The sequence below is a fragment of the Micromonospora sp. PTRAS2 genome, assembly GCF_054052245.1.
In genome coordinates this window covers 192,850-205,772 of sequence record NZ_JBSWBU010000002.1, presented here as the reverse complement: position 1 = coordinate 205,772, position 12,923 = coordinate 192,850, and the positions used below count along the sequence as shown (strand labels likewise).

Sequence of the window (12,923 nt, the reverse complement as noted above, 5' to 3'; positions counted from 1 at the left end):
CTGAGAGCAGGTTTCCGTGAGCCGGGCCCAGCGCGCGTCTTTCCCTGCGGGTCGACGGGGGGTGGCCCCGTCCGGGGCCGTCCGGCACGCCGCCGGGGGGCAGCCCGGGCGGGCCGGCGGGTCGGCCCGCGCGGTCACCCGCACGCTGAGCGACGACCCGCTGGGCGGGACGGTACGCCGTACCGTGCTGCCCAGCGGGCTGCGCGTGCTCACCGAGGCGATCCCCGCGATGCGCAGCGTGTCGTTCGGCATCTGGGTGTCCGTCGGCTCCCGCGACGAGACCGGCCCGCAGGCCGGTGCCGCGCACTTCCTGGAGCACCTGCTCTTCAAGGGCACCCACAAGCGCACGGCCCTGGAGATCTCCGCCGAGATCGAGGCGGTGGGCGGCGAGACGAACGCCTTCACCACGAAGGAATACACCTGCTACTACGCCCGCGTGCTGGACGAGGACCTGCCGCTGGCCATCGACGTCATGTGCGACGCGGTCGCCGACTCGCTGCTGGAGCCGGCCGACGTGGAGACCGAGCGCGGCGTCATCCTCGAAGAGATCGCCATGCACGACGACGAGCCGGGCGACGAGGTGCACGACCTGTTCACCCGCGCCGTCTACGGCGACCACCCCCTCGGCCGGCTGATCTCCGGCACGGAGGAGACGGTCACCCCGATGACCCGCCGGCAGATCCAGGACTTCTACCGCCGCCACTACACCGCGCCGCAGATCGTGGTCGCCGCCGCCGGCAACCTCGACCACGCCGTCGTGGTCCGGCTGGTCCGCGAGGCGCTCGCCGGCACCCCGCTGGACACCGGCCCGGCGGCGCCGGCTCCGCACCGGTCGGCCACCCCGGCGGTACGCGTGCAGCCCGCGGCCACCCTGGTCGAGCCGAAGGAGACCGAGCAGGCGCACGTCATCCTCGGCTGCCCCGGCATCGACCGCGTCGACGGGCGGCGCTTTGCCCTCGGGGTGCTCAACAACGTCCTCGGTGGCGGCATGTCCAGCCGCCTGTTCCAGGAGATCCGGGAGCGGCGCGGCCTGGCGTACTCGGTCTACTCCTACGCCAGCCAGTACGCCGACAGCGGCGTGTTCGCCGTGTATGCCGGCTGCGCCCCCGGCAAGGTCGACGAGGTGCTGGAGCTGACCCGGGCGGAGCTGCGCCGGGTGGCCGCAGACGGGCTGACGGAGGCCGAGGTGGCCCGGGGCAAGGGGATGAGCAAGGGCTCGTTCGTGCTGGGCCTGGAGGACACCGGCTCCCGGATGAGCCGGCTGGCCAAGGGCGAGCTGCTCTACGGCGACCTGATGCCGGTGGACGAGCTGCTGGCCCGCGTCGACGCGGTGACCGCGGCCGACGTGAACACCCTCGCCGCCGAGCTGCTGGCCCAGCCGATGTCCCTGGCCGTCGTCGGCCCGTTCGGCGAGCGCGACTTCTCCGCCTGACCGGCGGCCCGGCCCGTCGCGGCGGCGTCGCCGTCCGCCCGTGGGACGGCCGGCGACCGGCCCGGTGCGGCCGGTGCGGCTGGGATAGGTTGTGGCCGTGACTGACGAGCAGGGGAAGGGCCCGCAGGGGCCGATCCGGGTCGCCGTGCTGGGTGCCCGGGGCCGGATGGGCGTCGAGGTGTGCCGGGCCGTCGAGGCGGCCGCCGACATGGAGCTGGTGGCGGCGCTCGACCAGGGCGACGACCGGTCCGCCGCCGCCGGGGCCGAGGTGGCAGTCGACTTCACCACCCCCGACGTCGTGATGGACAACCTGCGCTGGTGCGTCGAGGCGGGCATCCACGCCGTGGTCGGCACCACCGGCTTCACCGGGCGGCGGCTCGACCAGGTGCGCGACTGGCTGGCCGCCCGGCCGGAGGTGGGCGCGGTGATCGCCCCCAACTTCGGCATCGGCGCGGTGCTGATGATGCAGTTCGCGGAGCGGGCGGCCCGCCACTTCGAGTCCGTCGAGATCATCGAGCAGCACCACCCGCGCAAGCTGGACGCCCCCAGCGGCACCGCCACCCACACCGCCCGCCGGATCGCGCAGGCCCGCGCCGAGGCCGGTCTGGGCCCCGCCCCGGACGCCACGAAGGACGAGGTGCCGGGCGCGCGGGGGGCCGACATCGACGGGGTACGCGTGCACGCCGTCCGCGCCACCGGCCTGGTCGCCCACCAGGAGGTGCTGTTCGGCACGGCCGGCGAGACGCTGACCATCCGGCACGACTCGTACGACCGGGTGTCGTTCATGCCGGGCGTGCTGCTGGCGGTGCGCGCGGTGCGTACCCGCCCGGGCCTGACCATCGGCCTGGACCCGCTGCTCGACTGACGGGCCGCGCCCACCGGGCCGGCGCGGCGGGGAAAGCGGTCGCCGGCCGGCCGCGCCGCACCTAGGCTGCCCGGGTGATCGACTCGAAGCTCCGCGACCGCGCCGGCCGGCACGTCACCCTGCGTCCGGTCGACGACGACAACTGGCGGGCCGTCGCCGACGTCGCGCCCCGCGACGACCAGCGCGCCTGGGTCTACCCGATGGCGGCCCGTTACCTGCTGACCAGCCTGCGCGGCGACGTGTGGACCTCCCTGGCCGTCTACGCCGACGACACCGTCGTCGGGCACGTCATGTGGGGCGTCGACGACGACGGCGCCCGCTGGCTCGGCGGGATGGTCGTCGACGCCGCCGAGCAGGGCCGGGGGGTCGGGGCGGCCACGGTGGCGACCCTGGCGACGTGGCTGCGCGCCCAGCCCGGCTGCGCCGCCGTGCGCCTGTCGTACCACCCCGACAACCCGGCCGCGGCCACCCTCTATCCCCGCCTGGGCTTCGCGCCGACCGGCGAGTGGGAGGACGACGAGGTGGTCGCCGAGCTGGTCACCCCGCCGACCCCCTGACGCCCGCCTCGGCGGCGGGGCGGGGGGCGGGGACCGGGGTGGCGGTCAGGGCCGACGGGAGGCGGTCGACGGTGGCCTCGCCGGCGGCGGTGACCGTGACGTCGACCCGGGCGCCCGCGACGCGCAGGTTGCGCGCGGCGAGGGCGCCGAGCCCCGGGCCGGCGAGCGGGGCCAGGCGCACCCGGCCGGCCGGCACGTCGGGGTAGAGCCCGACGCCGGCCTGGAGCAGCAGCACCGCCGAGGCGGCGGACCACGCCTGCGGCCGGCACGCCGCCGGATACGGCACGGGCCGCCCGAGCAGCTCCCGGTCGTCGCCGCCGTACAGCTCGGGCAGCCGGTGGTCGAACGCCTCGGCGGCGGCGAGCAGCCCGTCGGCCAGGCCGAGCGCCGCCGTGCGGTAGCCGGCCCGGGCCAGCCCGGCGAGCACGATCGCCGTGTCGTGGGTCCAGATCGAACCGCAGTGGTACGACAGCGGGCTGAACCCGGCGTCGCCGGTGGACATGGTGCGCAGCCCGAAGCCGCCGGCCAGGGCCTCGGTGGTGAGCAGCCGGGCCACCTGCGCCGACTCGTCGGTGGTGAGCAGCCCGGTGCCGAGCAGGTGGCCGATGTTGCTGGTCAGCGAGTCGACCGGGCGCTTGTCCCGGTCCAGCGCCAGCGCCGGCTGGGGGCCGTGCGGCCCGTCGACCCAGAAGGTGGCCCGGAACCGGTCGGCCAGCCGGGCCGCGTGTGCGCGCCACCGGTCCCCGCCGGGGCGGTCGAACGCGTCCAGCAGCGCCGCACCGGCGACCGCCGCCTCGTACGCGTAGCCCTGCACCTCGGCCAGGACGATCGGCGCCTGCGCCTGCCGGCCGTCGCGGAACCGGACGGCGTCGCCCGAGTCCTTCCAGCCCTGGTTGGCCAGGCCGTGGCCGGTGGTGTCGACGTACTCGACGAGGCCGTCGCCGTCGGCGTCGGCGTGCTCGCCGAGCCAGGCGAGCGCGGCCTCCAGGTGCGGCAGGAGCGGCTGCACCTGCTCGGCCGGCAGCCCCCAGCGCCACGCGTCGTGCAGCAGGGCGACCCAGAGCATGGTGGCGTCGACCGTGCCGTAGTACGCCGGCGGCAGCCGCAGCCCCGCGCCGGCGGCGAACTCGTGCCGGCGCAGCTCGTGCAGGATCTTGCCGGGGGCCTCGCCGGTGGCCGGGTCGACCCGCGTGCCCTGCCGCCGGGCGAGCACCCGCAGCGTGCCGGCGGCCAGCTCGGTGCCCAGCGGCAGCAGCATCCGGGCCGCCCACAGGCTGTCGCGCCCGAAGAGGGTGAGGAACCAGGGCACCCCGGCGGCGAGGAAGACGTCGCCGGGGTGGGCGGGCTCGGCCAGGCGCAGGGCGTGCAGGTCGTCCAGGGAGCGGTCGAGCAGGCGCACCAGCCGCCGGTCGTCGGCGGTGACCTCGGGGCGGGCCCAGGTGGGTGCGGCGGGCGGGGCGGTCACCACGGCGCGGGGGTCGTCGACGGCGAGCCGCCAGCGCAGCGTGACCGTGCCGCGCGGGGGCAGCTCGACCGGCCAGCTCAGCCGGGGCGCGGTGGCCCGGTCGCCGGCGGCGTCGACGGTCGCGCCCTCGCCGGTGACGGTGACGGTGGTGTCGCCGCCGGACCAGGCGAGGCGGCCGGGGCCGTCGGTCCGTGCCGCCAACGGGTCGGCGGCGTCGCCGGACTTGACCAGCTCGATCGGGGCGAGGTCGCAGCTGAGGTCGACGCTGACGGTGGCCCGTACCCCGGTGGCGGCGGTGGAGACGACGTGGATCTCCTCGGCGAGGCCGGCCGGTGCGAGGCGGCGGACCCGGTCGACCCGGACGGTCGGGTCGGGCCCGGGGTCGCCGAGCCACCGGGCGAGGCCGGCGAAGCGGGCGGCGTGCGGGCCGACGGGCCCCCGGGCCAGCGCCTCGGGCTCGCGGTCGTCGACGCGCAGCTCGGCCCGGGACAGCACGCGGGCGTCGGCGTGGAAGACGCCCTGCACGCCGGACGGGCGGACCTGTCCGGCCGCGTCGCCCAGCGCGCTGGTCGGGGCGTGGACCAGCCCGACGAGGTCGTGCAGCAGGGGTTGCAGGCGGGGTGGGGTCACGGCGGGGCTCCAGTCTTGACAGATCGTCCGGGGCGGTGCAAGGTTCGAAACATTCCGGCAACTTGAACGATCTAATCCTGCCGGATCGGCATTTGATCGTTCAAGACCGCAAGGGGGATTCATGTCGCAGAAGGTGACCATCTCCACTGTGGCCGCGCATGCCCGGGTGAGCCGCCAGACGGTGTCCAACGTGCTCAACGCGCCGCACATCGTCCGCGAGGAGACCCGACTCCGGGTGCAGGAGGCGATCACCGAGCTCGGCTACCGCGCCAACCAGGCCGCCCGGCAGATGCGCACCGGCCGGTCCCGGCTCATCGCCGTGCGCATCGAGCCGACCCGGGACGGGATCAACGGCTCCGTGCTCGACCGGTTCCTGCACGGGCTCACCGAGACCGCCGAGAGCGCCGGCTACCGGGTCATGCTCTACACCGCCACCGACGCCCACCAGGAGATCGACGCCTTCGACGACCTGCTCGGCGCGTACGACCTGGACGCGTTCGTGCTCACCGGCACCGAGCGCGGCGACCCCCGTACCGCCTGGCTGGCCGGGCGGGACGTGCCGTTCGTGACGTTTGGCCGCCCGTGGGACGCGCCCGACCCGCACCCCTGGGTCGACGTCGACAACGCCGCCGGGACGGCCCAGGCCACCCGCCACCTGCTGGCCACCGGCCACCGGCGGATCGGCTACATCGGCTGGCCGCTGCCCACCTCGGCGGTCGGCGGCGAGCGCCGCTCCGGCTGGCACGAGACGCTGCGCGAGGCCGGCGTCGACCCCGGCGGGCTGGACCGCGAGACCGTCGACGGCATCGCCGAGGGCGAACGGACGATGCGCGAGCTGCTCGCCGCGGCCGAGCCGCCGACCGCCGTCGTCTGCGCCAGCGACTCCCTCGCCCTCGGCGCGCTCCAGGCGGTGCGCGGAAGCGCCGCGTACGCCCCGCCCGCCGGCCCCCCGACGCCCGGCGGGCCCGTCGCCGTCGTCGGCTTCGACGACACCCCCGTCGCCGCCGCCGTCGGCCTCACCAGCGTCAGCCAGCCCCTCGGCGTGGCCGCCGCCCGCTGCGTCGACCTGCTCACCGGCGTGCTCGACGGGCAGCCCGTCGACTCCCCGGTGCTGCTCCAGCCCTCGCTGGTGCGACGCCAGACCGCGTGACCCCACCACCCCCAGGAGAGTGAGATGACACCCCGATCCCTGCGCCGCGCGACAGTCGCCGGCGTCGCCGCCGTGGCGCTGCTCGGCTCCGCCGCCTGCGGCAGCGGCTTCGACGACTCCACCGACGCCGCCCAGTCCACCGGCCCGGCCAGCCTCCAGATTCTGATCGGGTCCTCCGGCGACGCCGAGACGAAGGCGGTCCAGGCCGCCGCCGCGACGTGGGCCGCCGGCTCCGGAAACAGCGCCACCGTCACCCCGGCGCAGGACCTCACCCAGCAGCTCGGCCAGGCCCTCGCCGGCGGCAGCCCGCCCGACGTCTTCTATGTCGACGCCAGCCGGTTCGCCGACTACGCCAGCGTCGGCGCGCTGGAGCCCTACGGCGACCGGATCAGCAGCCCGGACGACTTCTACCCCAGCCTGCGCACCACGTTCACGTACGACGGCAAGCTCTACTGCGCGCCCAAGGACTTCTCCACCCTGGCGCTCCAGATCAACACGGACCTGTGGGCGAAGGCCGGCCTGACCGACGCCGACGTGCCGACCACCTGGGACCAGCTCACCGCCGCCGCCCGCAAGATCAAGGCCAGGGGCCTGGTGCCGCTGGCCCTCGGCGACACCCGGGACCGGATCGGCGCGTTCCTCGTGCAGAACGGCGGCTGGCTGGTCAGCCCCGACGGCAAGCAGGCCACGGCTGACACCCCGGAGAACCTGGCCGCCCTCCAGTACGTGCGGACGATGCTGGACGAGGGCCTGGCCCGGTACCCGAAGCAGCTCGACGCCGGCTGGTCCGGCGAGGCGTTCGGCAAGGGCAAGGCCGTCATGACCATCGAGGGCAACTGGATCAAGGGCGCCCTGCAGAACGACTTCCCCGACGTGAAGTACCGCGTCGTCGAGCTGCCCGCCGGCCCCAAGGGCAAGGGGACGCTCTCCTTCACCCAGTGCTGGGGCATCGCCGCCAAGAGCCGGTACAAGGAGCAGGCGATCAGGTTCGTCGAGGCGATGACCGCCGGCGACCAGCAGATGACGTTCGCCAAGGCGTTCGGCGTCATGCCGTCCCGGCAGTCCGTGCGCGACCAGTACACCGCCGCCTTCCCGGCCGACAAGCCGTTCGTCGACGGCGCGCAGTACGCCCAGGGCCCGGTGAACGCGCCGAAGATGGACAGCGTCCTCGGCGACCTCGACACCGGCCTGCAGGGGCTGGCCAACGGCGACCCGAAGGCCGTCCTCGTCCGCTTCGACGCCAACGCCAAGGCGGCGCTCGCCGGCTGAGGTGCAAGGAAGGGCCCCTTATTAACCGTATGCGTTAACAAGGGGCCCTTCCTTCCAGGGAGGAGGGAAGATGGGCAACCGCGTCGCCCGCGGCGTCCGGAGCAACGAGAACCTCGCCGGGTGGCTCTTCGTCGCCCCGGTGGTCGTCATCCTCGGCCTGTTCCTGCTGCTGCCGATCCTGATGGCGCTCTGGGTGAGCCTCACCGACTGGAACGGCCAGGGCAGCCCGTTCACCGGTCGGGTCCCGTTCGTCGGGGCCGACAACTACACCCGGCTGTTCGCCGAGGAAGGGCTGGCCCGCCGCGACTTCATGACCAGCCTGCGCAACAACGCCTACTACGTGGCGATCGTGGTGCCGACCCAGACGGCGCTGGCCCTCGGGCTCGCCCTCGTCGTCAACAACCGGATGCTGCGGGGCCGGGGATTCTTCCGCACCGCGTTCTACTTCCCGTCGGTGACCAGCTCGGTGGCGATCAGCGTGGTCTTCCTGTTCCTGTTCGCCAACTCCGGCGCGGTCAACGCCCTGCTCGGCATGCTCGGCATCCGGGGGCCGCAGTGGTTCGCCGACTCCCGGGGCGTGCTGCACCTGCTGCTCGGCGCGGTCGGCGTGGACGCGCCGCCGGCCGCGCTCGCCGCCGGCGGGCCGCTCGGGCTGAGCTGGTGGGACTGGCTGTCCGGGCCGAGCGTCGCCATGGTCTCGATCATCACGCTGGTCGTCTGGACCACCTCCGGCACGTTCATGCTGATGTTCCTCGCCGCGCTCCAGAACGTCCCGGTGGCCCTCGACGAGGCCAGCACCCTCGACGGGGCCGGCCGCTGGCAGCGCTTCCGGCACGTCACCCTGCCGATGATCAAGCCGACCACGTTCCTCGTGCTCACCCTCGGCCTGATCGGCTCCTGGCAGGTCTTCGACCAGGTGTACGTGATGAGCCAGGGCGAGCCGGCAAAGACCACGCTCACCCCCGCGTACCTGTCGTACCGCACCGCGTTCCGGGACTTCGACTACGGCTCCGGCGCGGCCATCTCGTTCGTGCTGTTCCTGATCATCATCGTGCTCACCCTGCTCCAGCGCCGGCTGATGGCCGACCGGGAGCCCGCCGCGCCCCGCCGCGGCCGGTGGTGGCGTCGACGCGTACCGGAAGGGGGTTGAGATGGCCGTGCTCACCGACCGGCCGGCGGCACCCGCGCCGCCCGCCCGGCCGCGCCGCGCCCACGACCGCGCGGCCCGCACGCTGGCGAGCCGCCTCGTCGGGTACGCGATCCTGGTCTTCTTTGCGCTGGTGTTCCTCTACCCGTTCGTCATCCAGATCGGCAACTCGCTCAAGACCGAGCCGGACGCGGCGGCCAACCCGCTCTCGCCCATCCCGGACCCGCTGTCGCTGGCCGGCTTCGAACGGATCTTCGCGGGCACCGCCTTCCCGCTCTGGCTCGGCAACTCGCTGCTGGTCACCGTGCTGGTCACCCTCGGCCGGGTGTTCTTCGACTCGCTCGCCGGCTACGCCCTGGCCCGGCTGCGCTTCCGGGGCCGCGCCGGGCTCTTCGCCGCGGTCGTCGCGGTGCTGGCGGTGCCCGGCGTGGTGCTGCTGATCCCGAAGTTCCTCGTGCTCAACCAGCTCGGCATGTACGACAGCTACGCCGGCCTGGTGGTGCCGCTGCTCGCCGACGCGGCCGGCGTGTTCATCATGAAGCAGTTCTTCGAGTCGATCCCGGTCAGCGTGGAGGAGGCCGCCCGCATCGACGGGGCGAGCGTCTTCCGCACGTTCTGGTCGGTGGTGCTGCCGATGGCGAAGCCGGCGCTGATCACGCTGACCATCCTGTCGTTCCAGGGCTCCTGGAACGAGTTCCCGCACAGCCTGGTCGCGGTGCAGGACCCGGACCTGTTCACCCTGCCGCGCGGCCTGGCCGACCTGGTCAGCGGCTCGCTGGGCAAGGGCACCCAGTATCCGCTCAAGCTCGGCGCGGCGCTGCTGGCCACCATCCCGGTGGCGGTGCTGTTCGTGGTCTTCCAGCGGTATTTCGTGCGGGACGCCAACGACGGCGCGGACAAGGGCTGACCGGGCCGCCGGGCCGGCTCAGGGCAGCCGGTCCGGCAGCCCGAACAGCGGGAACAGGGCCGGGTCGAGGAAGTAGTTGAGCCGGGCGACCCGGCCGCCGGAGCAGCCGACCAGCTGGATCGAGAACGGCCGGTGACCGCCCGCCGGGTCCCGCCGGTATTGCGCGAACCCCGGGCCGCCGTTGACCGCCACCGGGACCAGCCGGGAGCCCGCGCAGCCGGCCCCCGGGCCGGTCATCCAACACCCGATGTCACCCGCGCCGCGCAGCCAGAGCCGGTAGGGCGGCATGGTCTGCACGGCGTCCGCCCGCAGCAGCGCGACCAGCGCGTCGATGTCGTACCGCTCGAAGGCGCGCACGTAGCGGTCGAGCAGCTCGCGGTGCGCGGCGTCGAGGGCGGCGGCCGGCGGGTCGGCGTCGACGCCCCGGGCGGCCAGCGTCGCGCGGGCCCGCTGCAACGCGCTGTTGACCGCCGCCACGCTGGTGTCGAGCAGGCCGGCGACCTCGTCGGCCCGCCAGCGCAGCACGTCGCGCAGGATCAGCACCGCCCGCTGCCGGGGCGGCAGGTGCTGCAACGTCGCGACGAAGGCCAGCCGCACCGACTCCCGGGCCACCGCCACCTCCGCCGGATCCCCGCCAACGGGCAGCACCCGGGCGTCGGGGGCCGGCCCGACCCACTCCCCGGCGGGCCGGGGCTCGCCCAGCGCCGACAGCACCGGCGCCGACGGCCCGGCGAGGTCGGTCGGGACCGCCCGGCGGGACCGGCCGCGCAGCAGGTCGAGGCACACGTTGGTGGCGATCCGGTAGACCCAGGTGCGGACGCTGGACCGGCCGTCGAACGCGGCCAGCCCCCGCCAGGCGCGCAGCAGCGTCTCCTGGACGGCGTCCTCCGCGTCGAAGGCCGAGCCGAGCATCCGGTAGCAGTAGCCGGTGAGCTCCACCCGGTGCCTCTCCAGGTGCTGCTCCGACGGCGGGTGCTGCTCCGACGGCGGGTGCTCCTGCGGCCCGGCCGGCGCAGGGGCTGGGGCCGGCGTCGCGCGGGCACGACTCGTCGACACGCTCATCCCGCCACCGTAGGCGGCACCACCGACATTCCCGGCAACCCCGACGCGCCGGCAGGCAGACCGCGTGGTCAGCCGCCGGCGGCGTCGCCCTCCGCCGCGCCCTCGGCGGGCACCGCCACGTGCAGCCGGAGCTGGTTGACCAGCATGTCGTCCACGTCGAGGGCGCGGGCCGCGCCGTCGGGCTCCCAGCCCGCGCCGGTGAGGAACTTCCGGGTCGCCGCGTCGGCGTCGAACGCCCACGCCACCGCCCGGTCGAAGCCGTCGGAGCGCCACAGGTCCACGCTCGCGGCCAGCAGCCGGCTGCCGTGCCCGCGCCGCCCCCAGCGCGGCTCGACCAGCAGGTCCGTCACCGCCACCACGCCGGACCCGAGCGCCTCGGCCGGCTCGTTCGGGGCGAGGGACTCGGCGTCGGCCGGCCCGGACGCGGCAAATCCCACCAGATACGATTGTTCGGCCTGTTCGACGGCGACGAGCACCCGGTGCGCGCCCGAGGGCGGCTCCTGCACCGCCGCGCTCCACCGCCTGGCGAGATACTCCTCGTCCAGGTTGTCGAGCACGTGCCGGGGCAGGATCCGGCGATACGCGACCCGCCAGGTCGCGAGCTGGATGCGTGCGATCTCGCCGGCGTCTTCCGGACGCGCCGGGCGGACGTACCCGAGAGCCATGGGACGGAAGCCTACGCAGGGCGAGGGAGGCCACGGTGGCGCAGGGTGCCAAACGGACGATCGGGCAGGTCGCCGCGGTGGTCGGGCTCGCCGTCGCGGTGACCGCGTTCCTGTCCGTGGCGGCTGTGCGGCACGGCTTCTTCGACCTGAAGGTCTACTACGGCGCGCTCCACTTCTGGGTGCACGACGGCGGGGAGATCTACGACTTCCTCAAGCCCGGCACCCAGTACGGCTTCACCTACCCGCCGTTCGCCGCCCTGGTCATGCTGCCGATGGCCCTCCTGCCGTGGCCCGCCGCGATCGCGGTGAGCGTGACCGCGTCCGTGGTGACCAGCGCCGTGCTGATCTGGTGGCTGCTCGCCCCGGTCGCCCGCCGCTGCGGCTGGACCGGCTGGTTCGCCCTCGCCGTGGCGCTCTGCCTGGCCGCCGCGTTCGAGCCGATGCGCGAGACGGTCAACTTCGGCCAGGTCAACATGCTGCTGCTGTTCCTCGTCGCGGTGGACCTGCTGCGGCTGCTGCCGGCGGGCAACCGCTGGGCGGGAGTGGGCATCGGGCTGGCCACCGCGATCAAGCTGACCCCGGGGATCTTCCTCGTCTACCTGCTGGTCACCGGCCGCTGGCGGGCCGCCCTGACCGCCGCCGGCACGGCCGCCGGGGCGACCCTCGTCGCCGCCGCGCTCTTCCCCGACGCGTCCCGCGAGTTCTGGACCTCCGCGCTGTGGAACACCGGCCGCGTCGGCGAGCTGGCGTTCGTGTCGAACCAGTCGCTGCAGGGCGTGGTCGCCCGGCTCAACCCCGAACACCCCAGCACCGTGGCCTGGCTGGCGCTGGTCCTCGCCACCCTCGCCGTCTGGGCGTGGCGCTCGCGGGCCGCCGTCCGGGCCGGCGACGAGGCCACCGGCCTGGCCCTGACCGGCGCGCTGATGTGCCTGGTCAGCCCCGTGACCTGGGTGCACCACCTGGTCTGGCTGCTGCCGGGGCTGATCCTGCTGGTCGACAACGGCACCGCGGCGCCCGCGCGCAGCCGCCGGCGCCGCGTCCTGCTGGCCGCCGCGATCATCGGGTACGCCCTGCTGTGCAGCCGCATCGTCTGGGCCTGGGAGAAGGACTTCACCGGCGTCGACGGCTTCCTCGGCAGCAACACCTACGTCTGGATCAGCCTCGCCCTGCTGCTGTTCCTGCCCGTGCGCCGCCCGGCGGATCAGCCGTCGAGCAGCCCCGCGTACCTCAGCTCGACCAGCCCGAGCGGGGGCGCCCCGCCGGCCAGCGGCACCGGGTAGGTGGTCCGCTCGCCGTCCGGCGACAGCCCGGACCGCTCGTAGAAGCGCCGGGCCCGCCGGTTGTCCCGCAACACCCACAGCCGGTACGCCGTCCAGCCCCGCCCGGCCAGCCGCTGCTTCGCCGCCGCCAGCAGCCGCCCAGCCGTCCCGTCGCCCCAGAACGCCCGGTCGACGTACATGGTGAGCACCTCGCCGAGCGTGTGGTCGAGGTCGGCCCGGTCCTGGTTGTTGCGGTACGGGCCGAACGTGGTGAACCCGATGACCGCGCCGTCGCGCTCGGCGAGCAGCGTGGTGAACGGGTGCTCCGGGTCGGCCGTGCCCAGGTCCCGGCGGCGCTGCGCCCAGGCCGCCACGTTGAGCCGGGCCAGCACCTCCGCCGGCATGAACCCGGCGTAGCCGTCCTGCCAGCCGTGCACGTGCACCCGGGCCACCGCCTCGGCGTCGTCCGGCTCCTCGGGGCGGATGATCAGCATGCGTCCGTTGTATGCCCCGGT

At 74.7% G+C, this 12,923-nt stretch carries 12 protein-coding genes; 8 read left to right on the top strand and 4 right to left on the bottom strand.

Annotated features, from left to right (window positions below; translation table 11 throughout):
• Nucleotides 1-61: 61 nt before the first annotated feature.
• From ACVMYR_RS06865 to ACVMYR_RS06855, 3 genes are all read left to right on the top strand, one after another.
• A complete protein-coding gene (locus ACVMYR_RS06865) occupies nt 62-1,432 on the top strand; it encodes a M16 family metallopeptidase (RefSeq protein WP_396790466.1) in 1,371 nt (456 codons plus the stop codon).
• 97 nt (nt 1,433-1,529) lie between these two features.
• The gene (gene dapB / locus ACVMYR_RS06860; RefSeq protein WP_077936719.1) at nt 1,530-2,297 is read left to right on the top strand and encodes a 4-hydroxy-tetrahydrodipicolinate reductase; all 768 of its coding nucleotides are present in this window, start codon (nt 1,530-1,532) and stop codon (nt 2,295-2,297) included.
• Between the two features lie 74 nt (nt 2,298-2,371).
• Entirely contained in the window at nt 2,372-2,854 is a 483-nt protein-coding gene (locus tag ACVMYR_RS06855) for a GNAT family N-acetyltransferase (protein WP_396790468.1), read from the top strand.
• On the opposite strand, the gene ACVMYR_RS06850 is transcribed toward ACVMYR_RS06855, so the two are convergent.
• A complete protein-coding gene (locus ACVMYR_RS06850) occupies nt 2,835-4,949 on the bottom strand; it encodes an amylo-alpha-1,6-glucosidase (protein WP_457121371.1) in 2,115 nt (704 codons plus the stop codon). The genes ACVMYR_RS06855 and ACVMYR_RS06850 overlap by 20 nt on opposite strands.
• 121 nt (nt 4,950-5,070) lie before the next feature.
• Between ACVMYR_RS06850 and ACVMYR_RS06845 the strand changes: the two genes are divergently transcribed.
• From ACVMYR_RS06845 to ACVMYR_RS06830, 4 genes are all read left to right on the top strand, one after another.
• On the top strand, nt 5,071-6,099 hold the full coding sequence (locus ACVMYR_RS06845) for a LacI family DNA-binding transcriptional regulator (protein WP_077936707.1): 1,029 nt from the start codon (nt 5,071-5,073) through the stop codon (nt 6,097-6,099).
• A 24-nt stretch (nt 6,100-6,123) separates the two neighbouring features.
• The gene (locus ACVMYR_RS06840) at nt 6,124-7,368 is read left to right on the top strand and encodes a sugar ABC transporter substrate-binding protein (RefSeq protein WP_457121370.1); all 1,245 of its coding nucleotides are present in this window, start codon (nt 6,124-6,126) and stop codon (nt 7,366-7,368) included.
• 70 nt (nt 7,369-7,438) lie between these two features.
• Nucleotides 7,439-8,518 (top strand): carbohydrate ABC transporter permease, encoded by a 1,080-nt coding sequence (locus tag ACVMYR_RS06835; RefSeq protein WP_077936709.1) that lies wholly within the window; start codon nt 7,439-7,441, stop codon nt 8,516-8,518.
• A gap of 1 nt (nt 8,519) precedes the next feature.
• A complete protein-coding gene (locus ACVMYR_RS06830) occupies nt 8,520-9,422 on the top strand; it encodes a carbohydrate ABC transporter permease (RefSeq protein WP_353899041.1) in 903 nt (300 codons plus the stop codon).
• Between the two features lie 18 nt (nt 9,423-9,440).
• Here ACVMYR_RS06830 and ACVMYR_RS06825 read toward each other — a convergent pair whose 3' ends face one another.
• Both ACVMYR_RS06825 and ACVMYR_RS06820 read right to left on the bottom strand, forming a co-directional pair.
• Nucleotides 9,441-10,484 carry a sigma-70 family RNA polymerase sigma factor gene (locus ACVMYR_RS06825; RefSeq protein WP_457121369.1) on the bottom strand — a complete coding sequence of 348 codons (1,044 nt, stop codon included), beginning with the start codon at nt 10,482-10,484 and terminating at the stop codon, nt 9,441-9,443.
• 68 nt (nt 10,485-10,552) lie between these two features.
• Nucleotides 10,553-11,149 (bottom strand): N-acetyltransferase family protein, encoded by a 597-nt coding sequence (locus tag ACVMYR_RS06820; protein WP_457121368.1) that lies wholly within the window; start codon nt 11,147-11,149, stop codon nt 10,553-10,555.
• Between the two features lie 35 nt (nt 11,150-11,184).
• Between ACVMYR_RS06820 and ACVMYR_RS06815 the strand changes: the two genes are divergently transcribed.
• Nucleotides 11,185-12,429 carry a glycosyltransferase family 87 protein gene (locus tag ACVMYR_RS06815; protein ID WP_457121367.1) on the top strand — a complete coding sequence of 415 codons (1,245 nt, stop codon included), beginning with the start codon at nt 11,185-11,187 and terminating at the stop codon, nt 12,427-12,429.
• Here the strand turns inward: ACVMYR_RS06815 and ACVMYR_RS06810 are convergent.
• Nucleotides 12,351-12,902 (bottom strand): N-acetyltransferase family protein, encoded by a 552-nt coding sequence (locus ACVMYR_RS06810; RefSeq protein WP_457121366.1) that lies wholly within the window; start codon nt 12,900-12,902, stop codon nt 12,351-12,353. The genes ACVMYR_RS06815 and ACVMYR_RS06810 overlap by 79 nt on opposite strands.
• Nucleotides 12,903-12,923: the final 21 nt, after the last annotated feature.